Origin of the sequence: Pseudomonas grandcourensis, from assembly GCF_039909015.1 — a bacterium.
Taxonomy (GTDB): Bacteria; Pseudomonadota; Gammaproteobacteria; order Pseudomonadales; family Pseudomonadaceae; genus Aquipseudomonas; species Aquipseudomonas grandcourensis.
The window spans coordinates 1,727,468-1,752,313 of the sequence record NZ_CP150919.1 but is presented as its reverse complement, the minus strand read 5'-3'; the positions used below and the strand labels follow the sequence as shown (position 1 = coordinate 1,752,313).

18 protein-coding genes are annotated in these 24,846 nt (G+C 60.0%); all 18 read right to left on the bottom strand.

The genetic code is table 11. The features are described from left to right. Nucleotides 1–25: 25 nt before the first annotated feature. Nucleotides 26–952 carry a ketoacyl-ACP synthase III gene (locus tag AABM52_RS07695; RefSeq protein ID WP_347911179.1) on the bottom strand — a complete coding sequence of 309 codons (927 nt, stop codon included), beginning with the start codon at nt 950–952 and terminating at the stop codon, nt 26–28. Between the two features lie 231 nt (nt 953–1,183). Then, the gene (gene pseI / locus AABM52_RS07690; RefSeq protein WP_347911178.1) at nt 1,184–2,236 is read right to left on the bottom strand and encodes a pseudaminic acid synthase; all 1,053 of its coding nucleotides are present in this window, start codon (nt 2,234–2,236) and stop codon (nt 1,184–1,186) included. Further along, the gene (pseG, locus tag AABM52_RS07685; protein ID WP_347911177.1) at nt 2,229–3,734 is read right to left on the bottom strand and encodes a UDP-2,4-diacetamido-2,4,6-trideoxy-beta-L-altropyranose hydrolase; all 1,506 of its coding nucleotides are present in this window, start codon (nt 3,732–3,734) and stop codon (nt 2,229–2,231) included. The genes pseI and pseG overlap by 8 nt, the downstream gene beginning before the upstream one ends. Then, the gene (pseF, locus tag AABM52_RS07680) at nt 3,731–4,426 is read right to left on the bottom strand and encodes a pseudaminic acid cytidylyltransferase (protein WP_347911176.1); all 696 of its coding nucleotides are present in this window, start codon (nt 4,424–4,426) and stop codon (nt 3,731–3,733) included. The genes pseG and pseF overlap by 4 nt, the downstream gene beginning before the upstream one ends. Before the next feature lie 6 nt (nt 4,427–4,432). Next, nucleotides 4,433–5,596 carry a UDP-4-amino-4,6-dideoxy-N-acetyl-beta-L-altrosamine transaminase gene (pseC, locus tag AABM52_RS07675; RefSeq protein WP_347911175.1) on the bottom strand — a complete coding sequence of 388 codons (1,164 nt, stop codon included), beginning with the start codon at nt 5,594–5,596 and terminating at the stop codon, nt 4,433–4,435. Then, a complete protein-coding gene (pseB, locus tag AABM52_RS07670; RefSeq protein WP_347911174.1) occupies nt 5,593–6,594 on the bottom strand; it encodes a UDP-N-acetylglucosamine 4,6-dehydratase (inverting) in 1,002 nt (333 codons plus the stop codon). Before pseB ends, pseC begins: the two co-directional genes overlap by 4 nt. 30 nt (nt 6,595–6,624) lie before the next feature. Beyond that, entirely contained in the window at nt 6,625–9,561 is a 2,937-nt protein-coding gene (locus AABM52_RS07665; RefSeq protein WP_347911173.1) for a TIGR00180 family glycosyltransferase, read from the bottom strand. A 51-nt stretch (nt 9,562–9,612) separates the two neighbouring features. Beyond that, a complete protein-coding gene (locus AABM52_RS07660) occupies nt 9,613–10,350 on the bottom strand; it encodes a cephalosporin hydroxylase family protein (protein ID WP_347911172.1) in 738 nt (245 codons plus the stop codon). 17 nt (nt 10,351–10,367) lie between these two features. Continuing rightward, a complete protein-coding gene (locus AABM52_RS07655; RefSeq protein WP_347911171.1) occupies nt 10,368–11,438 on the bottom strand; it encodes a class I SAM-dependent methyltransferase in 1,071 nt (356 codons plus the stop codon). Then, nucleotides 11,435–12,286, bottom strand: coding sequence for an NAD(P)-dependent oxidoreductase (locus tag AABM52_RS07650; protein WP_347911170.1), 852 nt, complete (start codon nt 12,284–12,286; stop codon nt 11,435–11,437). The genes AABM52_RS07655 and AABM52_RS07650 overlap by 4 nt, the downstream gene beginning before the upstream one ends. Beyond that, nucleotides 12,283–13,509, bottom strand: a complete 1,227-nt coding sequence (locus AABM52_RS07645; protein ID WP_347911169.1) for a class I SAM-dependent methyltransferase — start codon at nt 13,507–13,509, stop codon at nt 12,283–12,285. Before AABM52_RS07645 ends, AABM52_RS07650 begins: the two co-directional genes overlap by 4 nt. Continuing rightward, nucleotides 13,506–14,066: a dTDP-4-dehydrorhamnose 3,5-epimerase gene (locus tag AABM52_RS07640; protein ID WP_347911168.1), complete on the bottom strand. Its 561-nt coding sequence runs from the start codon at nt 14,064–14,066 to the stop codon at nt 13,506–13,508. The genes AABM52_RS07645 and AABM52_RS07640 overlap by 4 nt, the downstream gene beginning before the upstream one ends. Further along, nucleotides 14,063–15,145 (bottom strand): CDP-glucose 4,6-dehydratase, encoded by a 1,083-nt coding sequence (gene rfbG, locus AABM52_RS07635; RefSeq protein ID WP_347911167.1) that lies wholly within the window; start codon nt 15,143–15,145, stop codon nt 14,063–14,065. Before rfbG ends, AABM52_RS07640 begins: the two co-directional genes overlap by 4 nt. Further along, the gene (rfbF, locus tag AABM52_RS07630) at nt 15,127–15,900 is read right to left on the bottom strand and encodes a glucose-1-phosphate cytidylyltransferase (RefSeq protein ID WP_008052842.1); all 774 of its coding nucleotides are present in this window, start codon (nt 15,898–15,900) and stop codon (nt 15,127–15,129) included. The genes rfbG and rfbF overlap by 19 nt, the downstream gene beginning before the upstream one ends. Before the next feature lie 290 nt (nt 15,901–16,190). Continuing rightward, a complete protein-coding gene (locus tag AABM52_RS07625; RefSeq protein ID WP_347911166.1) occupies nt 16,191–19,763 on the bottom strand; it encodes a glycosyltransferase in 3,573 nt (1,190 codons plus the stop codon). A gap of 124 nt (nt 19,764–19,887) precedes the next feature. Then, nucleotides 19,888–21,459, bottom strand: coding sequence for a flagellar hook-associated protein 3 (locus AABM52_RS07620; RefSeq protein WP_347911165.1), 1,572 nt, complete (start codon nt 21,457–21,459; stop codon nt 19,888–19,890). 13 nt (nt 21,460–21,472) lie between these two features. Continuing rightward, nucleotides 21,473–23,530 (bottom strand): flagellar hook-associated protein FlgK, encoded by a 2,058-nt coding sequence (gene flgK, locus AABM52_RS07615; RefSeq protein ID WP_347911163.1) that lies wholly within the window; start codon nt 23,528–23,530, stop codon nt 21,473–21,475. A 23-nt stretch (nt 23,531–23,553) separates the two neighbouring features. After that, nucleotides 23,554–24,843, bottom strand: a complete 1,290-nt coding sequence (flgJ, locus tag AABM52_RS07610; RefSeq protein ID WP_347911162.1) for a flagellar assembly peptidoglycan hydrolase FlgJ — start codon at nt 24,841–24,843, stop codon at nt 23,554–23,556. Between the last annotated feature and the right edge of the window lie 3 nt (nt 24,844–24,846).

Here is a 24,846-nt window from a genome sequence, read left to right as displayed (position 1 = left end):
CGCGATTTACCGATAAAGAGCTTTTTCAGGGACGATAGATGATCGCCGAACCCCACGACAGGCCCACGCCAAAACCGCTGATCGCAATGCGCTTCCAGTCAGAATCGAGCACGTGTTTTTCCAGCAGCAGCGGAACACTCGACGACACGGTATTACCCGTCTCGACCATGTCCTTGATGAACTTCTCCGGCTCGCCTTCGAAACGCCGCGCCACGGCATCGACAATCGCCGCACTGCCCTGGTGAATGCAGAACGCATCGATGTCATCGGCCGTGAGGCCTGAGTCGTCGAGCAATTCGTGCAAGTGTGCCGGTACTTTGAGCAGTGCAAAGTTGAACACCTGACGGCCGTTCATGAAGAACACGCCATCGGTGACTTTCAGGTGCGGTGCGCCAGAACCGTCGGTGCCGAACTTGGCCTTGCCCAGCGCCCAGGACGGATCTTCGCCCATCCAGGTCGCGGTAGCGGCATCACCGAAGAGCATGGTGGTGTTGCGATCTTCCGGGTCGACGATCTTCGAATAGGGGTCAGCGGTAATCAGCAGGCCGTTCTTCAGGCCAGCGGCTTCCATGAAGCCCTTGATCGCGTAGATGCCGTAAACGTAACCGGAGCAGCCCAGGGAAATATCGAACGCAGCGACATTGGTCGGCAGACCGAGTTTGTCCTGCACGATCGCCGCGGTGTGCGGCAGGCCTTCTTCGTCACCGTTCTGGGTGACGACGATCAGTGCGTCGATCGATTCACGTTTCAGATCAGGGTTGCTGGCAAACAGCGCGTTGGCCGCTTCCACGCACAGATCGGAGGTTTCCTGTTCAGCGCCTTTGCGCGGCAGGAATGCCGAACCGATCTTGCCGAGGATGAATTCTTCATCCTTCTCGAATTTTGCACCTTGTGCGTAATTGTCCACGCCGGCTACAGGAACGTAGCTCGCAATGCTTTTTATGCCAATCATTACGGCTTCCCAATAAAAAACAGCCCAAGACCACCGCTCGCAAAGGATTCGAGGGGCGCCGACAAACAGAGAACGGCCGCCACAACGGACAACCACGGGAGCGCAAAGGGCTATCACTGGATCCGATAAAGGGCCAGGCGCCATCTCCCCAATCAATACAATACAATACAGTGAAGATGCGCGTTATGACTCGCAGGTCACGCTATTTTGCCGAATCGGTTGCAGTTCGGGTTATTCGACCAACGACCAGTCCAGCGGCGTGCCGCGCTTGATCGGGGCGCGAGCGCGGCGACCGAGTAGCGCGTCGGTGTGCTTGGGCGGCAAACCGAGACCCGGACGAATGGCGCGCAAATTGTCCTCGGTGAACGGCTCACCGGCAGCCATGTCAGCGCTGACGTACAGCGAACGGCGATACACCAGCGACTTGCGCTCGGCCTCGGTGGGGCCGTATTGCACCTGCCCCATGGCCTGCCAGCCGCGTTCGGTCTCGAGCACCAGACAGGCCATTTCCGCAGGTTCCAGCGAGAAACTGGCATCCACCCCGCCGGCCGCGCGGTCGAGGGTGAAGTGTTTTTCCACCACGGTCGCGCCGAGCGCCACAGCGGCGACGGACACGCCAACGCCCATGGAATGGTCGGACAGCCCCACTTCACAACCGAACAATTCGCGCAGATGCGGGATCGTGCGCACGTTGCTGTTGAGCGGGGTCGATGGATAAGTACTGGTGCACTTGAGCAGCACCAGATCCTTGCAACCGGCCTCACGGGCCGCGCGCACGGTTTCGTCAAGCTCGGCGATGCTGGCCATCCCGGTGGAGATGATCAGCGGTTTGCCGGTGGCGGCCACACGGCGGATCAACGGCAAATCTGTATTTTCGAAACTGGCGATCTTGTAGGCCGGCACATCGAGGCTTTCGAGGAAATTCACCGCCGTGTCATCGAACGGCGTCGAGAACGCCAGCATCCCCAGCTCCTTGGCCCGGGCGAAAATCGGCGCATGCCATTCCCACGGCGTATGGGCCTTTTCATACAAATCGTAGAGCGAGGTGCCCGCCCACAGACTGCCCGGATCCTTGATGAAGAACTCACCCTCAGCAATATCCAGCGTCATGGTCTCGGCTGTATAGGTTTGCAGTTTCAAGGCATGCGCGCCGGCCTTGGCCGCCGCTTCGACGATTTGCAGGGCAACGTCCAGCGACTGGTTATGGTTGCCGCTCATCTCGGCAATGATGAACGGCGGCGCGTCGGCACCGATCAGGCGGTCGCCAATCTTGAAACTAGGCATGCAGATGTTCCTTCAAGACACGGGTGAACACACAGGCACTTTGAGTGAACCCGGCGTCACGAAAAACATTCAATGAGGGGCGATTGGCGGGCAGCACCTGGGCCGTAATGGCCGTCAGTTGCGGCCAGTATTCGCTGACGAACGATTCGCCGCGAGCCAGCAACGCCCTGCCCCAGCCGAGCCCAAAACGCCCCTCAAGCAGATAAATCGACACTTCGGCTTCGAGCCCGCGCAAGTCATAACGCAAGACCCCCACCGGACCGTCATCGGCCTCGGCAATCAACAACAGACGCTGCGGGTTGCGCAAATTTGCGTTCAACCAGTTCAGGTGTTGCGCCCAGTCGATCAAGCCTTGATCTTTCGACCAGCGCCGCACTGCCTCGGCATTGCGCCCTTCGAACAACAACCGAGCATCTTGCGTAGTCGCCATGCGCAGCCTGAGCACTGCACCGGCCAGCGCTACAGCGACGCGAAGCGCACCGCGACCATCGACCAGTTGCCGCGAACGCTCGGCGAGGCTTTGACGCAAATAAAAATTCCCGGTGACAAAGCCGATGGCCTGGCGTAGTTGCTCGACGCTGACGTGCTCGCGAGCGCCCATGAACACATGCGCCCCCGCTGCCGCCATCACTTCGCCGTTGGCCTGCTGGTTGTTCGACACAGCGATACAAATTGTCGGCAGGCCCATGGCCGCGCGCTCCCAACTCGTACCGCCACCCGCGCCGATAAACAGATCCGCCGCGGTCATGCGCTGATAAAAATCGCTGACAAAACTGTGCAGATGCCAGTTCGGCCGAGTCTCGGCCAGCGCCTGCATCTGCGCCCACGCCGGGTTATCGGCGCCGGCGACAAAGTCCACTTCCAGCGCTGCAAAATCGGCCAGCGCCAACATGGCGTGATGGGTCTGCATCGCCGCGTCGAAACCACCGAAGTTCACCAGCACCCGCAGCGCCGTGGGTTTGATCGCGATGGCCGGGCAACTGAACTCTTCACGCAGCATGGCGTAGCGCGGGCCGAGCAGCGTGCGGCATCCTTCAGGCAGCAGTGGTGGGTAATTCTCGGTCAGGCCCGACAAGTTCTGATTGAGCAGCAGATCGACGCTGTAGCGCCGAGTCGCCAGATCATCCACCGCGGCAATCCGTGGTGCCCAGCGCCGGGCTGCCGTTTGCCAGTGATGATCGAGGCCATAGTGATCGACGATGACCCAGTCGAACCCGGCGTGACCACCAAGCAATTCGGCTAGCGCATCGATGTCGACCTGCCAAGGCAGCATCGCTTCGATGACCTGCTGCGGGTCTTCATCGGCATAGCACTCGGGCAGCGCGAACGTCTCGAAACCTTCGGCCCGCAAAACGTCGAGCCGATGCCCCGGCAAGCGTCGACAGGCAAACGCCACATGACTGCCCTGCTTGCGCAACACTCGCGCCAACGTAAGGCAACGAGCGATGTGGCCGCTGCCGATGGTCGGCGAGGCGTCGGCACGGATCAGCACTCTCATGAGAGTTCTCCGCCCGCCTTGAGCGCGGCGTACAGATACTCGGCGCGCGTCCAGTCTTCTGGCGTGTCGATGTCCTGTACCAAATGCCGCGGTACGATCACCGGCAGACTGGCCGGTGAGAACAACACCTCGCCGCGCAACCAGGCTTCGCTGCGCCCCCAATAGAACTGGCCGGCATCCTGAAACGCTTCGGGCAGATCCTGCGAGCGGGTATTACGAAACTCCGGGTACAACGCGGTCAGCGCGCCCTGCCCGTCGAGGGTCAGCGCACGCTGGATCGGGAAACCGAAATTGCTGACGGAGAAGGCAAAGGATTTGTCCGCATGCTGCTCCAGCAAATCAAAACCCTGACGCAAATACCGCACCTGCAACAGCGGCGCGGTGGCGTACACGCAACAGGCGTAATCGAAGCCCGGCAACTGCTGCAAGGCGTGGACGATCACTGCGGCGGTACCGGTGAAATCGTCGGACAGATCGGCCGGCCGCAGGAAAGGCACGTCGGCGCCATGCGCTCGCGCTAGCTGGGCAATCTCTTCGTCGTCGGTGCTGACCACCACGCGCTCGAACAATCCCGAATCCAGTGCCGTGCGAATCGAACGGACGATCATCGGCACGCCGTCGAACGGCTTCAGGTTCTTGCGCGCAATGCGCTTGCTGCCACCACGGGCGGGGATGATCGCAACGCAGCTCACCTTGTCCTACTCCTCAAGAACCAGCCGTCGCAATTGCTCGACCACGTAGTCCTGTTGCTCATCAGTCAGCAGTGGAAACAGCGGCAGGCTGATCGCTTCTGCGTAATAACGTTCGGCCTCGGGAAAGTCTCCCTCGGCAAAACCCAGGTCGTGATAGTAAGGCTGCAAGTGCACCGGAATATAGTGCAGATTCACCCCGACCCCGGCCGCGCGCAAGCCTTCGAACACCTGACGGTGGCTGAGGTTGATGCGCTCGCTCTGTAAACGCACCACGTACAAATGCCAGGCGGATTCGGCTTCGGACTGTGCGCTCGGCAATGTCACTGGCAGGTTGGCCAGCAAGCGCCCATAGCGCGCCGCCAGCTCACGTCGACGGGCGACAAACTCATCCAGCTTGCCAAGCTGCGACAGCCCGAGCGCGGCTTGCAAATCGGTGATCCGGTAATTGAAGCCCAACTCCACCTGCTGGTAATACCACGGGCCGTGACTGGGCTCGCCCATCTGTTGCGGATCGCGGGTCATGCCGTGGTTGCGCAAGCGCCGCAAGCGCTCGGCCAGTTCCGCACGATTGGTCAGCACCATGCCGCCCTCGGCACTGGTGATGATCTTCACCGGATGAAAACTGAACACGGTCATCGCCGCGAATTCACCACAACCCACAGGACGACCGGCATATGAGGCGCCGACCGCATGCGAAGCATCTTCGATGACGGTGACGTTGTAGCGCTCGGCCAGTTCGCCGATCCGGCGCATGTCGCAGCTTTGCCCAGAGAACGCCACCGCCACTAAAACCTTCGGCAACGTACCGTCGCGCTCGGCCCGCTCCAGCTTCGCGGCCAGCGCGAACGCATCGAGGTTCCAGGTCAGCGGATCGATATCGACAAAATCAACCTCGGCGCCGCAATAACGACCGCAGTTGGCCGAGGCCAGAAAAGTGTTCGGCGTCGTCCACAAGCGATCACCCGCGCCAAGCCCTGCCGCCAGACAAGCAATGTGCAGCGCCGCCGTGGCGTTGCACACCGCTACCGCGTAATCCGCCTGGCAACGTTCGGCCATCGCCTGTTCGAAACGCTCGATGGTCGGCCCTTGGGTCAACCAGTCGGATTTCAGCACGTCGACCACGGCATCGATATCGGCCTGATCGAGACTCTGCCGACCGTACGGGATCATTTCGACAGCTTCGCGTGCAGGTCGGCGATCTGCCCGACCGAGAGGAAGTGCGGGTTGGTGTCGGAACGGTATTCGAACTCTTCACCCACCGGTTGACCGCGCTCGCCCAGTTTGTCGATAGCGAAATCGACATCGACGCTGGTGAAGCGGATCGACGGCTGGATGGTGTAGTGATCGGCAAACTCGAGCGTCATCCGCGCATCGTCCAGCGGCACCATCAGCTCGTGCAGCTTCTCGCCCGGACGAATCCCGACGTTCTTGTGCGGCAGATGTTCGGCCATGCCGCGCGCCAGATCGACGATGCGGATCGACGGGATCTTCGGCACGAATACTTCACCACCGTGCATGCGTGCAAAGCTGTCGAGAACAAACTGCACACCATGGTCGAGGGTGATCCAGAAGCGCGTCATGCGCTCATCGGTGATTGGCAATTGCTCAGCACCATCGGCAATCAGTTTGCTGAAGAACGGCACCACCGAACCCCGCGAACCGGCCACGTTGCCATAGCGCACCACGGCAAAACGGGTCTGCTGTTCGCCCGCAATGTTGTTGGCCGCCACGAACAGTTTGTCCGACAGCAGCTTGGTTGCGCCGTACAGGTTGATCGGGCTGGCCGCCTTGTCGGTCGACAACGCCACCACTTTCTTCACGCCATTGTCGATGGCGGCGGCAATGATGTTTTCCGCGCCATTGACGTTGGTGCGAATGCACTCGGTCGGGTTGTATTCCGCCGCCGGCACTTGCTTCAGTGCGGCCGCGTGCACCACATAATCGATGCCGCGCATCGCCTGACGCAAACGGTCGGCGTCGCGCACGTCTCCGAGGAAGTAACGCATGCACGGCGCATTGAACGTCTGCTGCATTTCGTATTGCTTGAGTTCATCCCGCGAGAACACCACTACGCGCTTGGGCTGGTATTGCTCCAGCAAGCGGCGAATGAAGTTGCGACCGAACGAGCCAGTGCCGCCGGAGATGAAAATCGATTTACCGTTGAACATGTTTTGAGTCCTTTTTCCTGATCGTCAGGCTTAGGCGAGCAACTGCGCCCAGTCGATACTGGAGGCCTGGTCGAGGGTGAAGCCCTTGCCGGTCAGGGAAAGGTTCTGGTTGTAGGCAACGTCATGAGCAAAGCGCGCATGCCACTTGTCCTGCAACGCGGCAGCGGCCTGTGCCTGGTCCGGCAACGTGCCGGTGTGGACGATCTGCACCTGCGGCGTCCATACGGTCAACAGCCCGGCATCTGCGGCTTTCAGGCACAGGTCGACATCGGCGAACGCCTCCTCGAAATGTTCCTGATCCAGTCCACCCAAGGCCTCGAAAATCTCCTTGCGCACCATCAGGCAAGCGCCGGAGACCGCCGAACAATTCTGTTCGACCAGCAACCGGTGCATGTAACCCGTAGCGTCCTTTTTCTCGCCGAGGAACGGTGAAGCCAAACCTTCGCCAAGGCCCAGGATGAATCCGGCGCCGGTGACAGAGCCTTCGCGATCCACCAGTTTGGCGCCGACCACGCCGACTTCCGGGCGCTGAGCCTGGTTCAGCAAGGCTTCGATCCAACTGGCGTTGAGCACTTCGGCGTCCGCAGCCAGCAAGACCACATACTCACCCTGAGCTTGCGCGGCAGCGTGATTGATCAGCGCCGAAGCGCTCAGACGCTGCTCGCTCCTGACCAGGCGAATACGCCCACGCCCGTTCTGCTCAAGGCTTTCCAGCCAGGCCAGCAGCTCACTCGACTGGCTGTTGTTGTCGGCAATGATGATCTCGTTGTTCTGATATCGAGTGCGTTGCAACACACTCACCAGGCAACGTTGCAGGTGTTCCTGATTGTCATCGCTGCAGACGATGATCGACACTTTCGGTCGGTCGGCGTGGCGGTAATCGACGCGCAGGCCACCGAATGCCTCGGCACTCACTTGCGCCTGATAACCGCGGGTTGTCAGATGCCGCACGAGGGCCTGACGTTGATGCTCGTTCGGCGCCAGCGCCACGGCCGGGGTGATCAGCAACGGCTCGGCCAGATGCGCCAGACCGGCCAGGCCTGCGGCTTCGATCAGGCGCAACAGCAGGTCGAACTCCAGCGCATCGCTGTACTCGCGGGCAAAGCCTCCGGCCTCGACCATGACTTCGCGGCGAATCAGCCAATGCCGGGCCGTCAGCGATGGCATGCTTTGCAGCAGATCGAGGTTGAACGCCGAACGGAACATGTCGCTCAACGTACCGTCAGCGCGACGATGGATCTCATCCATGGCCACTGCACGGCAACCTTCAGCGTTCTGCAACTCAAGGCCGGCACGCAGGAAACCGCTGCGAGTGAACTCGTCACCGGCCTCGGCCAGCAGCAGCCAATCGGCGTTCGAGCGCCGGGCGATCTGGTTCAGCTTGTCGACGTAGTTAGCGGTGCTGACTTTGACGAAATGCACGGTGCTCTGTTCGGTCGTGACAGCCGGCAGATCCCCCGTCGTGAAGACCACCACCTTGAACGCGCGGAAAGCGCTTTCCATCAGGCTGTCGAAGGTGACCTGAAGCTTGTCCATGTCAGCTTCGAGATCCAGCAACAGAATGCCGAACCGTGGCCCGCCCTCGACAGTCGCCAGTTGCTGATTGATCTTGCGGATGGCGGTCTCGTTCGGCTGACGTGCCTGCAACCAGTTCATCAACTGACCTGAGCGCGTGCTGTCGAGCATTTGAAGGCTGTCGTACGTCGGCACGCTGTCCAGCCGCGCCATCCAGTCTGCGAGTACTTGCGCATCACTGTTCTGGCCCAGATCAAGCAGTTGCCGATGCATTTTCTGTACAACACGACGGTTGAATGGCCCCAACTGCACGGCTTCCAGCAAGCGATTCTGGACAGTCTCCGGCGTGTCATTGGAATAGGTGTTCAGCAGCGTGTGCTGCTTGAGCAATGCACCTTCCATTTCTTCCCGCTGCAAGCGTCCTGCAGGCATCGCATGCAGGAGGAATTCAAACTCGGTCAACTGATCGAAAAACGCCTGATTGTAGAACGGCATTTCGACGTATTGCTGGGGGCCGAAGACTCGTTTCGGACCCGTGGTCGGGTCTTTCCACCAGGACTCGAAGATCGGCTCGATCGTCAGTGCATTGCGCGTGGCGAGACTGTCCGCCAGCGCCTGGAAACTCTGCAGGGCAAAGGCTGCGGTTTGCTCCGCGTTCGGCTCGTTTATTTCGGTTGGCAACGTGGCGAGGAAACCGGCAAAGCGCTCACGCTCGGCGACGGAACGGGCATCTTTGAAACTGAGGACGTGAATGATCTCGGTGTTGTGATCCGAGCGACCATAGTTGACCTCCCGCACCACATAAGGAATCGGCAGAATCCGCGCCTTGGCCCGCGCCAGCACGTAATACACATGGCCAATTTCCTGCCACTCGAAAATCGTGCCTTGCGGCATCGCCGCATACCAGTCCTGCAACAGTGCGGTGCGATGCACTGCATAGAACGGCGGTATGTATTGCCCCATGTAGTCGAGAATACGATCCTGCGCACGCTCGGCGTTGTAGTCCTCTTGCACCTTCTTGTCACGGCGATAGTACTGCACGAAGTTGGCGTGCGTGAGGTACATCAGGCAATAGCCGTGGCACATGCCGTAATCGGGGTTGGCTTCCAGAAAATTGACCGAGTCGGTCAATGCACCGTGCAGCATGAAATCGTCGTCAGCGGCCAGCACCATGTAGGGCGTAGTAACCTGGCTGACCCCATAGGCAAGCTTTTGCTGAAACCCCAGATAGGTGTAATCGGGCAAATGGCGATAATCGACCGAAGGAAAATCGCCCGCGATGCTGTCATCGCCCTGCACCGATGAATCCAGCACCAGCACCTTGGCGGAACAACTGCTGTAGTACTGCAACGCGCGTCGCAGGAACGCCTTGCGGTTGTGGGTGATCAGCACCACCGTGAACAGCTCGTTCAGCGGTGTCACGTTGGTTTGCGTACTGCTTTGAACCTGCATTTTCCTATCCCCACAACCGGCCAGTCGCCTGACGCCTGAAACTGTTTTTGATTAACGAACGCGACGCAGATAGCCGTCCGGCGCCACGGTGATCAGCAGCTTGTTTTGCAACTGCTGGTCGATCTCGAAATCCTTGTTCTCTTCCAGGTATTTCCATACCGCGGTTTTCGGGTTGTCGCCCGGACCCCATGGACGATCCGGGAAAAAGTCGGCCGGCATGTCTTCCACCACGGTGTCCATCACCACGCAGTAGCTGTCGACCGAGACCAGCGGCGCGTACAGGCGCAACTCTTCGAGTACGTGGTCGTGGGTGTGGTTGGAGTCGAGGACCAGAATGACTTTTTTGCCTTTGGCGGCAGCTTGCACTTGAGCGGCGATGGCCGGGTCGATGCTGGAACCTTCGATCATCTTGATGCGCTTGGCCATCGGATGGCTTTCGATCGCTTCGCGGTTGTGCGGGCGAATGTCGAGGTCGATGCCCAGTACTTCGCCGTGGCCTTGCAGCTCCAGCAACGAGGCGTAGTAGATGATCGAACCACCGTGGGCGATGCCGCACTCGATGACCAGGTCCGGTTTGACCTGCCAGATGATCTCCTGCATCGCCATCATGTCTTGTGGCAACTGGATGATCGGACGGCCCATCCACGAGAAGTGATAGCTGTACTTGTGCCTGGCCGATTCGTTGAAGAAATCACGGGCCAGGCCAGTGAGTTTCTGGTCGTCACCCTGCTGGGCAATCTGTTCCCGGCACTCGGCTTCGAAGGCTTTATTGATGCTGTTGTCGGTCATTTTCAAAATCTCAGGGGTCACTGGAACGAAGCGCTGTCAACGGCGTGATAGACGTAGCGTCCACCGGTCATCCGCTTGATTTCTTCGAGGTAATTGGAGTTCATCACAAACAGGTTGGCGCCTTCGGGCAAGGCGTCCATGGCCTCTTGTGGCGAAGACACGCGGGCACCGCTCAGCGGCAGATAACGTCCCTGCTTGGCCGGATTGATATCCACCACTCGATCAACCGCCACCCCCGCGCGCTGCAGGAACAGCGAATAGATCACGCCTTTGGACGAGGCGCCCCAGATCGCCGAACCCTGCTCGGGCGCGGATTGAACGATCTGCACCGCGCGGTCGAGGCTGGCGGTGAAATCTTGCGGCAGCGTCAGGCGCGGTATCGGTTGTTCCGGGGTCAGGCGCAACGTGGAAAGATCGGCGACGATGTACAGGTATTGGCCACCGAACAGGTGACCCGCCTCGTGCACAGTGCCGAACATCCGGCGCAGGTCATCGAGGCGGAAATAATTGACGTGTTCGTAGAACAGATCGAACCAGGCTTTATGCTCAAGGATCCAGTCGAAGCACGGCACTTCGATGTAGATCTGCCCGCCCTGATTGGCGTTGGCAATTTCAGCGAGGAAGCTCACCGGATCCTGAATGTGCTCCAGAACATGCCGCAGGACGATGGCGTCCGCAGCCAGACCGAGACCGCGAGTGAACGGCGCTTTGATCACGTCGGCATTATCGCCTTCGTAAGCCGGATCGATGCCGGTGATCGAATAGCCCAGGCCCTTGAGCAGTTCAAGAAAGTAGCCCTTGCCACAGCCGACTTCGATCAGCTCCTGGTCCTTGAAGTGCCTGCCGATGATGCCTTCGACATCGCTCAGGTGCTTCTGGAACTGGCCTGAATGTGCCTGCTCGTTTTGATAGTCAGCGTCGTAGCTGAGCTTGTCGGCGTCGAAGGCGGCATTGAAGATCAGGCCGCTGCGCTCGTCCTGCACCAGCAGCATGTCGGCACTGGCAGAGGCTCGCGCCGACCCGGCATCGGCAAAAGTGCGATTCTGCAGCACCGGCAGGTCGGTGACCCGATACAACTCGTGCCTCATTGCGGCTCTCCCAATAACTGTTGCAAACGCTCGGTCACGGCCCAGAACGCCATCGGTTCGTGGCTCGGGTATGGGTAGTGGCCAAGGTTCAGATTCAGCGTCGCGCCGCGTTCGCGCAGGCGTTGTTCGACCAGCGTCCGTACCGACACCGGTTGACCACTGGCGCAATTGATAACGCCGTCGAAATCGCGCTGATGCACGATTGCGGCGAGGTAACCGGCCGCGGTTTCAATCGGTAGAAAATCGCGTAGCTGTTCACCGGCGGACATGTTGAACGATTGCTCACCGGCATCGATCGCACGGTCCAGCGCCGCCAGCAGACTGTTGGGGTTCTGTCCTTCGCCATGCAGATAGAACAATCGCGCCCACTGCAAGGTGAACGGATGTTCCTGCTGCAGGTTCTGCAAAAACAGGTGCAACGTGTGTTTGGCCAGACCGTAGGGATTGCTCGGCTGTGGCTCGCTGGTTTCGCCGAGCGGGCCGCTCTGCATGCCGTACTCGAAGCAGGTGCCGGTGACCAGAACCTGCTTCACGCCCGCCTCCACCGCGCTTTTGATAAAGCGGTAATCGGCCATCAGGTTGTGCTCGAAATGGAACAGTGCCCGATAGTTCGGCAAGCCTGGCCAGGCCAGATGCGCCAGCGCATCGATGCCATCGGTCAGCGCGGCCACATCGAGATCGGCGGCGTGAATATCCGCCGTGACGAACTCGACATCATTGATCCACGGCATGCCTTGCGCGGTTTGCGCGTTACGCGCCACGGCGCGAACGTCGTCGCCACGGGCGAGCAATACCGCGACCAGATGCCGGCCGACGAAACCCGTGGCGCCAGTGACCAGAACCTTCACAGCACTTTCAACTCAGGCACGGCGATCACGAAGCGCCCATCCCACTGACGCACCTGCGCCAGTTGCTGGCTGACTTCGTGCAGCAGGTTCCACGGCAGCACCAGCACGTAATCCGGTTTCTCGATATCGATCTGCGCCGGCGCGACAATCGGGATTCGGCTGCCCGGCAAGCACTTGCCTTGCTTGTGCGGGTTGGCATCGGCCACCCAGGCGAGCAAGTCCGGTTTGACGCCGGCGTAGTTGAGCAAGGTGTTGCCCTTGGCTGCCGCGCCATACCCCACCACCCGTTTGCCATCGGCCTTGGCCTGCAACAGGAAGCGCAGCAGTTCATGCTTGATGCGTTCAGCGGCGGGCGCAAGGGTCGCGTAGTACTCGGCGGTTTTCACCCCGGCATAGAGTTCGGCTTGCAGCTGTTGCTTCACGGCAGGCTGCATCGGACGGCGCTCGCCGTCCTTGCGCTGGACGAACACGCGCAGCGAGCCGCCATGAGTGCTCAATTGGCTGACGTCGAACACTTCCAGGCCGTTGCGCTCGCACAGGGTCTGCACGGCAGTCAAAGACAGGTAGGAATAGTGCTCGTGATACAGCGTGTCGAACTGCGCGCCGGCCATCAGCGTCAGCAGTTGCGGGAATTCGAAGGTGGCCACGCCGGCTGGCTTGAGCAGCGTTGCGAAACCACCAAGGAAATCATTGATGTCCGGCACATGCGCGAGCACGTTATTGGCGGCCATCAAGTCGGCACCCCAGCCTTCGCTGTTCAACTGCGCGGCAGTTTCACGACCGAAGAACAGCTCACGAATTTCCAGGCCCTTCTCCCGCGCTGCTTGCGCAGTGCTGCGAGTTGGCTCGACACCCAGGCAAGGGATGCCGCGACCCGCTACGAATTGCAGCAGATAACCATCGTTGGCCGCGACTTCGACCACGCGGCTGTCGGCAGTCAGGCCGAAACGCTCGACCATTTCGGCGACATAGCGCTCGGCATGGGCCAGCCAGGTGCTGGAGAACGAACTGAAATAAGCGTATTCGGCATCAAACAGGCTGTCGGCGCGGGTGTAATCCTCGGTCTGCACCAGCCAGCATTGCTGGCACACGGCGACCTTCAGCGGTACCCATTGCTCGGCCTGCTCCAGGCGATCGGTATGCACGTAGGCGTTGGACGGTGGCGAGGTGCCAAGGTCGATCAGCGGCAGGCTCAGCGGTGCGGCGCACCCACGGCAGTTCATAGATGCACTCCAGCAAAGTGTTGATCGAGCGCGGGATGGCTGGAATCGCGCACTGACAAATTATTGACAGGCAACGGCCAGGCAATGGCCAGCCGTGGATCGTTCACCGACAGACCGCCCTCGTGCTCCGGCGCGTAATCGGCGCTGTGCAGGTAAAGCAATTCGGCGTCTTCAGTCAGCGTCTGGAAACCGTGGGCGAACCCCGCCGGAATCAGCAGACTGCGACCGTCACCCGCCTTCAGATGCTCAGCGTGCCAATGCAAAAAGGTCTCGGACTCGGGGCGCAGATCGACCGCCACATCCCACACTTCACCGCGCAGGCAGGTGATCAGTTTGGCTTCCGGCGCATTGGCATTCTGATAATGCAGACCGCGCACACTGCCCTTTTCGCGGGTGCAGGAATGGTTGATCTGACGAATGTGAAATTCGCTGCCAAACGCGCTCAGACTGCCCTCGCAGAACAATCGGGCGAAGTGCCCGCGCTGATCTTCAAAGCGCTTGTGCTGGACGCTGAACAGCCCGGCCAGCGGTAACGAGTGCAAGGAAAACTCGCTCACAGCGCGCCTCGGTACAGGTTCAATTGGCTAAGGGTCACGGCGCGCATGTCATCGCCGTTCTGCCATGCCAGATGCCAGTCGAGGGTTTGGGTCAGGCATTGTTGCAAGGTCCAGCGCGGCTGCCAGTCGAGCAGTTGGCGCGCGCGGCTGCTGTCCAGACGCAGCAGACCGGCCTCGTGCAATTCACTCGGCTCAATGCGCAGACCACGGGCTTGTGGCCAGCGATTGGCAAGCAATTCGACGACTTCGCCGACGCTGCACATGTCCGCTTCGCCCGGGCCGAAGTTCCACGCACCGGCGTATTCCGGGCCTTGCTCGTAGAGGCCGGCGGCCAATTGCAGATAACCGGCCAGTGGCTCCAGCGCGTGCTGCCACGGGCGCACGGCTTGCGGGTAGCGCAGGGTCACCGGCTCGTCTGCCGTCCAGGCTCTGAGCACGTCGGGAATCAGTCGCTCAGGCGCAAAGTCACCACCGCCCAAGACATTGCCGGCACGCGCAGTAGCCAGGGCCAGACCGTGCTCGGCGTATTTGTCGGCCGGAAAAAACGACGCGGCATAAGACTGCGCCAACAGTTCACAGCAGGCCTTGCTGCTGCTGTAAGGATCGTGGCCACCGAGGGCTTCGTCTTCGCGGTACGGCCACAGCCATTCCTTGTTGGCGTAGACCTTGTCGGTGGTCACCAGCACGCAGGCACGCACACAGCCGACCTGTCGAATCGCTTCGAGCAAGTTGAGCGTGCCCATGACGTTGCTGGAATAGGTGCCGAGCGGATCGCGATAACCTTCACGCACCAGCGGCTGAGCGGCCAGGTGCAGGACGATCTCAGGCTCGGTTTCGGCGATGATTTCCAGCAAGGCGCCGAGGTCCCGCAGATCGCCGCGCTGATCGTTGATGCCTTCGTGGACGCGCGCCAGTTCGAACAGGCTCGGCTCGGTTGAAGGATCAAGGGCAAAACCGCTGACTTGTGCGCCAAGGCTTTGCAGCCACAGAGTCAGCCAGCTGCCTTTGAAACCGGTGTGGCCGGTAACGAGGACGCGCTTGCCGCACCAGAAATCCGCACTCAGGCCCATTGCTTCCATGGGGCCTCCCCGCTCTGCCACAGCGCTTCGAGATGGTTCTTGTCACGCAGGGTGTCCATCGGTTGCCAGAAACCATTGTGTTCGAACGCTTTCAACTGTTCTTCCTGGGCCAGACGCGCCAAGGGTTCGGCTTCCCATGTAGTCCCGTCACCGGCGATATACGACAGCACTTTGGGTGACAGAACGAAAAATCCGCCATTGATCCAGCCACCATCGCCACGCGGTTTCTCGGTAAACCCGAGCACCTGATCACCGTGACGATCCAGCGCGCCGTAACGACCGGGGGGTTGCACGGCAGTGACGGTTGCCAGACGGCCATGGGCTCGGTGGTAGTCCACCAATTGACGAATGTTCAGATCGGAAACGCCATCGCCGTAGGTGAAGCAGAACGCCTCTTCATCCTTCAGGTAACGACCGGCACGCAGCAGACGGCCACCGGTCATGGTTTCTTCGCCAGTGTCGATCAGGGTGACGCTCCACGGCTCGCTGTAATTCTGGTGCACGTCCATGCGGTTGTTGCGCATGTCGAAGGTGACGTCGGAGGTGTGCAGGAAGTAGTTGGCGAAGAAGTCCTTGATCGCGTACCCCTTGTAGCCAAGGCAGATTACGAAGTCGTGGATTCCGTGGGCGGAATACTGCTTCATGATGTGCCAGAGAATTGGCTTGCCGCCGATCTCGATCATCGGCTTGGGCTTGAGGTGCGACTCTTCACTGATGCGCGTGCCGAGGCCACCCGCCAAAATAACTGCCTTCATCGTCTCCCCTCTTGTTCTTCACCGGGCTGCGCGCAGCTTTCTTGAGCTTTGCGGGCCTTCTGGCTAAACCTTCTACCGTTCCGGGCGCTGGTGGAATGACCGCGAGCGCTCGTTTTATGGCGATTTGAGGGGGACGTGCAGGAAACGCGCCAGCCGCGCAGGCTCTATGTCGGTGGCGTAATCGGCCATGAAAAAAGGGATGAATCCATCAGCGGGATCTACGACGCTTTCGACACAAACAAAACAGGCGGCCCAAGGCCGCCTGCTCAAACACCAATATTCACTTCGGATCAGTTGGGCAACCAACCCTCGACCCAGTAATTGAGGTTGTTGCCCTTGAGCATGTAATCGCGCAGCACTTCCTCGCGCAACGCATCGCCCATGCGGTAGCTGGCCTCCGGATCGGACAGATGCATGCGGATCGCCTCAAGCCATTCCTCGGCGCTGTTGCTCACAACCTTGGTGCACGGAAGATAGCCGCGATAGGCTTCAGTCTCGGTGCAGATCACCGGATAGCCGCAGGCACCGTATTCCAACAGGCGCAGGTTGCTCTTGCAGTCGTTGAAGATATGAAATTCCAGCGGCGCCAGTGCCAGGTCAAGGTTCAGGCTGGCCAGTTTGGCCGGGTAGGCGTCGAGGCCAACGCTTGGATGGAATTCATGGACAAAAGGACGCAGTGCCGGCGGGCACATGCCGAAGAACACCCACTCGACTTCGTTGGCCAGCAGACGGACGACATCGGCAATGATCGCCAGGTCGCCGTCATGACTGGTCCCGCCCCCCCAGCCGACGCGAGGTTTGCGCGAAGTACGTCGACGACTGCTCAGGCCGGCCCACAGGTGTGGAGCCAGCATGTTCGGGACGACCCGGATGTCGTGGTGCATGTCACGCAATGCATCGGCCAGTGGCTGGGTCGATACCACCACCCGGTCACACATACTGATGCCACGACGCACGATATTGTCGACGCCGACTTCAGCCTTGCGAATGTGCGCGTTCTTTTTCGGCACATCAATCACATAGTCATCCAGCTCGAAAATCCTGAATGCCCGGGAAGCGTCTTTGACGCGCTCCACTTCGTCGACCGCGTTCTGGCTATAGCGACCCTGCAACACAATCACGTCCGGCGAACTGCGCTCAAGCTCGATGTTCGTCGGTGTGTGGTAACTCAAATGTCCGACTATTCGCCCGGCCGCTTCCAGTTCAAGAAACGGCTGGGCAACCCGGTAATGGCCCACGGCGGACGTGTTGATCGGGATCGCCAGCACCTTGGGCAGCATCTGACGGAAGAACGGATCCCAGCCGTTTTTGAATCCGGGCTCGAGACTGAAATTACTGCTGCCCAGACTCAGGTTAGGGTTGAAAGCCGGATCTCTGGCGACCAGAGGCAACCAACGCTGATAAAAGCTTTTCTGCTCGTCCAGCAGGATGCGCGGGGCCGGCTCCGCATAGGAAGCCACTGGCACTCGCATCAGTTCGGCGTACGGCGTCCATACCACGAGGTATCCGTTTTGCTTCACCCGCAGGCAGAAGTCTGCGCCATTGAGTGCCTGCGACAGATCTTTTTCGTCGAGGCCGAGCACTTCATCGAAGACCTTCTTGCGCACCAGCAGGCAGTCGATGCCCACCGCGCTGAAGTTCTGCACGGTCTGCTGACGCTGCATGTAACCCGGCGTATTCAGTAGCTCGCCACGATTGGGCACCCCCACTGCCCCCCGCAGCCCGAACACCAGCGCAGTCCCTTCGATGCGCCCTTGCGGGCTCACCAGACGGCCACCGACGATGCCGACTTCCGGACGCCGGGCATGGTTGAGCAGCTCGTCGAGCCAGTCCGGATTGACCACGCTGTTGCACGGACTGAAAAACAACAGGTAGTCACCGCGAGCCTGGCTGGCGGCGAAGTTGTGCACAGCTGCCAGATTGTCGCCATGATCACAACGAAGCACGCGCAGTTTGTCGCTTCCCATTTGCTCCACGGCCGACAACCAGTTGCAGGCATCCGGTGCCGTGCTGCCGTTATCGACGATGAGCACTTCAAATCGCTGGCAGGTGGTTTTCTCCAGCAGGCTTTCAATGCAACGCTCCAGAGACGCCAGCTCATTACGGGTCGCGATGATGATCGACACCATGGCCGGTTGAACATGGAGGTAATCCACACGACTGATCATCAGCTGACTGCCGGTGCGGATTCGGTGAGGAACACCCAGGCGCGTCAGATGCGCCGCCAACACTACCGGGGCCTGATCAATGACCTGTGGCTGTGTCAGCCACTGGGACAGGCGCAGGGTGGACTCCACCAGAACTTCGGCAATGTGCCCGATCGTGTGTGGCCCGTTGTTTTCGACCAGGCGCCAGAGCAGATCGTGCACGCCAAGCTCACCAAAGCCCGCCGCCATCCCGCCAAGTTCCAACAGGCGCTGGCGCTGTAGCGCGAGCACACGGCCGACATAGGGAAAGCTGCGCATCAGGTCGAGATTGAAATCCGGCTTGAACACCGGCTCGATCGAGATCTCGTCACGCAAGCCGCCTTCGTCGCTGTAAAGGCAGCGCACATCCGGCATCTCCACCATGCGCTCGGCGAGCAAGAGCAACGCCAGTTCATGCACGCGGTCACCGGCGCGAACCAGATAGATCCAGTCCGCGTTGTCCAACTCGGCCAGCAGGTGGTTGAACTGGGCAACCGTGTCCGCCTCCAGTGGCACATGACGCTCGCCGTCGACAGGTGCGTGCTGCAATGGGGAAAGCACCACCACTTGCTCAGCGCTGTAGGCTTGCTGACGCAGACTTTTGAGGGTGTCCTCCAACGCCGACAAATCACCTTCGCTGTCGAGCACGATCGGCACGACGCGCGGACGCCAGCTCCAACTCTGCACGCGAGCATCAAGCAGGCGTTGCTGGGCCGGATTCAGATGGCGACAGGACAGCCATTGCCGGTACATGTCAGCGAAACTGTCGCAATCCGGGCCGACCCGTGAATTCACCAGGGTTTGAATGAAACCCAGTTGTCGGCCAAGGGCGGCCTCTTCCCACGCATAAGCCTGCCCTTCAATGGCATCGGCCAGCGCAACATGACGCACCCAGCCGGGTGCCGGCGCTGGCTCGCCACTGCGCAGAGCGAGCATTTGCTTGAGCCAGTCGAGCTCGGTCACGACCGCAGCCTTGACCGCCGGCTGGTTGCTCAGACGCGCCGGATGCAAACGCTCAAGACTCAGTATCTGCCCGACCACGACAAGATTGCCGCGTCGCAACAGACATGCGAACAAAGCAAAATCCAGGTTCGCAACAAAGCCCTCGCCGATCTGCGTCAAGGCCGGCAAGTATTCCAGTGCATGCTGAGTTCGCAGCAAGGCCCCACTGAGGCCACTGAGAAAATTAAAGACACTGGTTTCCAGAATCCCCAACAGATCCTCACCCTTGAACAAGGTGACACCTTTGGAGAAGCAGCTATTTTCCACACGATCGGATAACAGGATGCAGTCTTCGTCGTAGAACTGCCGTTGACCGATGACCAGATTGACGTCGTCGTGATCGATGAATCCGGCGATCTGTTGCGCAATGCACTCAGGCAGCAACTGATCGTCATCGCACAACAATTTCAGATAGTCGCCGCTGGCTTCCTGCGCACACGCGATGAGGTTGCCTTGAAAACCCAGGCGCTGCGGATTGCGCACATAACGCAGACGAATCGAGGCAGGCACTTCACAGGCATCGACGATCTCGCGGATCTCGTCACCGCCACTGTCATCGCAGACGATCACTTCAAGATTGGCGTAGGTCTGACTCAGAGCGCTTTCCAGTGCCACGAGGAAGAACTGCGGGTTGAAGGCGGGAATGGCGACGGTGACAAGAGGTGCTGGTTTCACGGCGGGGGAACTCGCGAGCGGCGGGAGCTTGCCTGGATGAAGCAAGACTCCCTGAACCGCAGAAAAAAGACGGTTTTCACTCGGTTGTCGAAAGCCTTCGCGAGGTCATCGGGAAGGCCCTGACTCAGACTTTGTTGAACAGGCCCAACTGAGCGATCTTGCTGAACGCCAATTGCGATGCCTGCAGCATGGTTTGCTGCAGGGTCAGGCGGGTCATTACTTCAGCCGGATCGGAGTCGCGAATGGCGCCCTGGGTCTGCGTGTTGGCCAGTACCAGACTCTGGTTGATGTCAGCCTGAGTCACCAGCGATGCACCGCGCCCACCCACAGAACTGACACCGGAGGCCAGTTGATCGATGCCACTGGCCAGGTTGCCGATTCCGGCCGTGACTGCCGCATTCATTTTCTGAATGGCGATCGGATTGTTGTTGGTCGGTGTCGACAAGGCCATTCTCAGTTGGCTGACCGTATCCAGAACGTTCTGGGTCTGGTGCGTGTTGACCGCTACCGAGAACTGGTCACCTGCGCCCGGTGTGCCGGCGACGGTGAACGAAACACCCGATGCGGTTGCGGTAGTGCCAGCCATGGTGCCGGTCGAGACGGGCGTGCTGTCAGCCGTCACCGGCGCCGCATACAGCTCGAAATCCGTAGCGCTGGTGAACTTGAGCACAGCACCGCCGCCCGGGAAGCTGGCTTGGTAGTCAGTGCTGTTGGTCACCGAGGCTCCTGTCACCAGGGCGCTCGAAGGATTGCCCGGGCTGCGCGAGGTATTGAAGCTGTCCGGTTTGGCCGCCAGGGTGAAACTGTGGCCGGCAATTGCCGCGTCCGGGTCGGCACTGTCACCAGCCTTGAGGTTAATATTGAGCTTCAGATCGACACCGCGGAAGCTCACGGTTTGCGTGACTGCGTTATTGGAGTTGAACACGCCGTTCTGGCTCACTTCAGACGTTACGTCGTTACCCAGCGCATCGGTGATTTTCAGCTGAGTGCTGCTCAAGAACGCCACGGTGTAAGGTTCGCCGCTACGGAACTTGGCGCTGTAGGTGACATCCGACGCGACTTGACCGTTGGACAACGCTACACGACCGTCATCCACCGCTGGCGAAGTGAGCGTGGCGGACGTACGGTTGGTGTTGATCGCCTGCTGGAACACGTCCCAACCGGTGCTGTTGGTCGCCATCGATTGATTGTCGCCAATTGGCAGGTCGAGGGTCACCTGGTCGCCGTTGTAGCTGTAGGTGCCATCGGTGTTGCGACTGAACGGAGCCACATCACCCTTGGAGCCGGCGAAGATGTATTTGCCGTTTTCGTCCTTGCTGTTCATCAGGCTGAGCAATTGCTCCTCGATCTCACCCAGCTCGGATGCGTTCGCCTGACGGTCGGCATCGGTAAAACCGGCGTTGCCCGCACCCAGCGCCAGCTCTTTGGCCCGCTGCAACACGTTGCCGATGCTGGTCATCACCGCCTCGGTCTGACCGAGCGTGCCTTTGATGGTGGTTATGTTGCTCGAGTACTGGTCGAGCATCGAAGCCTGCTGACCCAATTGCAGCAAACGCGACGCGCCAACCGGATCATCCGCTGCGGTGTTGACGCGAACCAGGCTGCTCGCCTCTTCGCTGCTCTTGACCACGTTGGAGAAATTTTTCTGATAGTTCGCTGCCGAGGACTCGTAAAACTGGGCGGTAGAAATGCGCATGGGCTACGACTCCTTAAAGACTGTTGATCAGTGTGCTGAAGATTTCCTGCGCAGCCTTGATGATCTGCGAAGAGGCGGTGTAGTACTGCTGGTACTTGACCAGGTTGCCGGTTTCCTCGTCGAGGTCGACACCCGAAAGCGAGTCACGTGCGCCCTTGGCGTTCGCCAGAATGGCGGTGGTCGCAGCACTGTCCAGCTTGCCTTGGGCCGCCTTGGAGCCGACGCCCTCGACGAGTTTGCCGTAGGCATCATTCAGCGAAATACCTTTGCTGGCCGACCCGGTGTCGACCGTTTGCGCAGTCTGCAAACCCGCCAGAACCGTACCGTTTCGATTGTCCAGGGAACCTGGCTGGCTCAGGCTGACGTTGATCGCCGTGCCCTTGCCTGGTGAACCGGCGACGCTCATGTTGAAGTCAACGGTGTACTGCGTGGCAGGCGCTGGCGGGATCGGCGCACCGGTCGAATCCTTGAGCGGGATGCTCAGGTTCATGGTGTTGTTCTGGCCTGGCTGGATGGTACCGCTGCTGAGAACGCCACCTTTGGCGTCCAGCAATTGATAGCTCTGGGTCGTGCCGTCGGCCGACGGATCGCCAAACACCACTTTAACCGGCGTCGAATACTTCATACCGTTCTGCATCGCGGTGGTGGTGGCCGCGTCGTAGAGGTCGAACTTCGTAGTCAGGGTCGGTTGACCGCTGGCCGGAATCGTCAGCGTACCGCTGCCCCCCGCTGCAATCGCTGCACCCAGCGGTGCGGCGATGGCCAGACGCTTGGAGTCGGTCATCTCGGTTTTGATATTGGCCGATGCGTTACGTGTCGGGGTGAGCTTGAAAGTGTCGCCCTGGGCAGCCCCACCGTTGAACGTCATGGAGAACCCGTCGATCACCGGCGCCGGTGTCGTCGTGGTGCTGAAGCTGCCCATCGGTGTGTTGTCGGGAAGGCGCTGAACGGTGTAGTCGGTAGCGGTCGTGAACGTGACCTTGTAATCGTTGATAGTCAGTTTGCCCGTGTCCTCGATGCTCACATCGAAGTTACCGGAGCCGGCACTGTTGCCGGTGGAAGCGATACTGCGCTGAGACATCTGCGCGGCACTGTTGATGCTGTTGAACAGGCTCGAACCGAAATCGCCGTTCTTGTCGATGCCCTGAGCCTGGATACTGTTCATCTGATCGGCGACGACCAGCGCCACTCGACCCAACTCGTTCATGGCCGGATCGAGTACTTCGCTGCGATAACGCAGCAGGCCGCCGATTTCACCACCGGTCATGATCGAGGTGATGTCGATGGTGCTCGAACCACGATTGAGCTGCAGCGACAAACGTCCCGGATCATCTTTACCCGGCACGGCCTCAAGCTTGCTGACGGTATTGCCAATCACCAGTGGCTGACCGCTACCCAGGTACACATCGACGTTGCCGTCACGCTCGACATACTGCGCACCGGTGAAGGTCGACAGCTGGAGCATGGTTTCGTTGCGGGCATCGAGCAGTTCATTCGGCGTACCGCCGGAGCTCGAAATCTCGCTGATTTTCTGGTTCAACTGCGCCAGGGTCGTGGCCAGTTTGTTGACCTGATCGGCCATGTTCGTCAGGTTGCCGTTGATGTTCGCATTCTGCGTGTTCAACTGGCTGGACACGGAATTGAAACGGTTGCTCAGGGCTTGTGCATCGCTGAGCAACAACTGGCGGGAGGCGTCGTCGCCCGGTTTGGCATTGACGTTCTGTACCGAGGCGAAGAATTTGGTCAAGGCACCATTGAGACCGGTGCCACTGTCGGACAGCAAGGTATCGAGTGGCGTGACTTGCCCAAGGTACGCAGCCGAATCACTGTTGAGCGACGTCGTGGTCTGCAACTGTGCATCGAGGTAGCTGTTGTATACCCGGCGCACATCGGCCAGCGTCGTGCCGGTGCCGATGTAGACGTTGCCGTACTGAATCGACCCCTTGGTGCCCTGCACGGTTTGCTGGCGCGAGTAACCGGCGGTGTCGGCGTTGGCAATGTTGTTGCCGGTAGTCGCCAAGGCGTTATGGCTGGCACTCAGCCCCGACATCCCGATGTTGAGCAAACTCATGGTTCAGACCTTATACCTTGTGCCTATAAAGGCGTGGTGGAAACGCCCGCCGCAGCGTAGTTCTGGTAACTCGTCATCTGCTTGGCTATCTGCGAAATCTTGCTCGCGTAGTTCGGATCGGTTGCGTAACCGGCTCTCTGCAACTCGCGTACAAACTGTTCTGGGTTATCGGCCGACTTCACGACATCTTGATAGCGATTGTTGGTCTGCAGCAAAGTCACAAGGTCATGGAAACTGTCCTTGTAGGAGTCGTAGGAACGGAACTCGGCCGTCTCCTTGACCATCTCGCCATTCCTGAATTCGCTGGTGATCGCCCGCGCCGAATTGCCCTGCCAACTATTGCCGGCCTTGATGCCGAACAGGTTGTGGCTGCTGCTGCCGTCCTGGGCGCGCATGACCGACTTGCCCCAGCCGGTTTCCAGGGCTGCCTGGGCCACCAGGTAACGCGGATCGACACCAATGCGGGCCGCCGCTTCCTTGGCCATCGGCAACATGGTGTTGACGAACTGATCGGCGGAACTGAAGGCTTTCTTTGCCGGCGCCAGAGGAATCTGCGCCATGGCGCGACCATAGATCTGCATGCCGCCAGTAGAGGATTGTTGCGCGGTCGCCAGCCAGTCGCCGTTGTACAACGGTCCCGTGCCGGCGCTTGTGGTGCGCTCTGGCAACGGTGTCTTGTTGAGTGTTGTGGCGGCAGTGGTCGTCGCCGAAGGCACCAGCCCGGCCAACAACCGATCAGCCAGTTTCGGCGGCAATGCCAAGCGCCGCTGATTGATCAGCGCCATGTCATTGCGATGAGTACCCTCGCCCGCCTCTTGCGGCGCATGGACCGAGCGCGAAGCCCACAACGGACGCTGGCCATTGACCCGCGACAACGGGCCATTGATTGCGACCGTGCCTGCCGCCACCGGCGTTTGCACAGCCGCCATGGCAGCCTCTTGCTTGGCCAGCGATGCAGCGGCGGCCTCGCCTGGGGCCATTGGTTTGTTCTTCGACATCTGGCGCATCAGCACGTCCGCCAGACCAATACCACCGCCTTCGCGGGACATCGAAACGGCCAACTGCTGGTCGTACATTTCCTGGTACTGCTTGGCCGCCGGCGTGTTCAGCGGATTGTCCTGCCCCAGCGCTTCGGTGGCCGAGCGCATGGACTTGAGCATCTCACCGAGGAACAGCGATTCGAACTCCTGCGCCACCTTGCGCATGTTGCCGTCGCTGTTCTTGTCGCCGACCTTGAGCTGATTCAGACGATTGAGGTCCGAATAGGAGCCCGAATCGCTGCTGCTGACCAGACCACTCTTGCGCATATCCACGAT

Bases quoted from the DNA above. Each gene is read 5' to 3' on its own strand.
- AABM52_RS07655 (WP_347911171.1), bottom strand. From the start codon at position 11,438: ATGAGGCACGAGTTGTATCGGGTCACCGACCTGCCGGTGCTGCAGAAT.
- rfbF (WP_008052842.1), bottom strand. From the start codon at position 15,900: ATGAAGGCAGTTATTTTGGCGGGTGGCCTCGGCACGCGCATCAGTGAA.
- flgK (WP_347911163.1), bottom strand. From the start codon at position 23,530: ATGAGTTTGCTCAACATCGGGATGTCGGGGCTGAGTGCCAGCCATAAC.
- pseI (WP_347911178.1), bottom strand. From the start codon at position 2,236: ATGCCTAGTTTCAAGATTGGCGACCGCCTGATCGGTGCCGACGCGCCG.
- pseG (WP_347911177.1), bottom strand. From the start codon at position 3,734: ATGAGAGTGCTGATCCGTGCCGACGCCTCGCCGACCATCGGCAGCGGC.
- pseB (WP_347911174.1), bottom strand. From the start codon at position 6,594: ATGTTCAACGGTAAATCGATTTTCATCTCCGGCGGCACTGGCTCGTTC.
- AABM52_RS07620 (WP_347911165.1), bottom strand. From the start codon at position 21,459: ATGCGCATTTCTACCGCCCAGTTTTACGAGTCCTCGGCAGCGAACTAT.
- AABM52_RS07665 (WP_347911173.1), bottom strand. From the start codon at position 9,561: ATGCAGGTTCAAAGCAGTACGCAAACCAACGTGACACCGCTGAACGAG.
- pseC (WP_347911175.1), bottom strand. From the start codon at position 5,596: ATGATCCCGTACGGTCGGCAGAGTCTCGATCAGGCCGATATCGATGCC.
- AABM52_RS07645 (WP_347911169.1), bottom strand. From the start codon at position 13,509: ATGAACTGCCGTGGGTGCGCCGCACCGCTGAGCCTGCCGCTGATCGAC.
- AABM52_RS07660 (WP_347911172.1), bottom strand. From the start codon at position 10,350: ATGACCGACAACAGCATCAATAAAGCCTTCGAAGCCGAGTGCCGGGAA.
- AABM52_RS07695 (WP_347911179.1), bottom strand. From the start codon at position 952: ATGATTGGCATAAAAAGCATTGCGAGCTACGTTCCTGTAGCCGGCGTG.
- rfbG (WP_347911167.1), bottom strand. From the start codon at position 15,145: ATGGAAGCAATGGGCCTGAGTGCGGATTTCTGGTGCGGCAAGCGCGTC.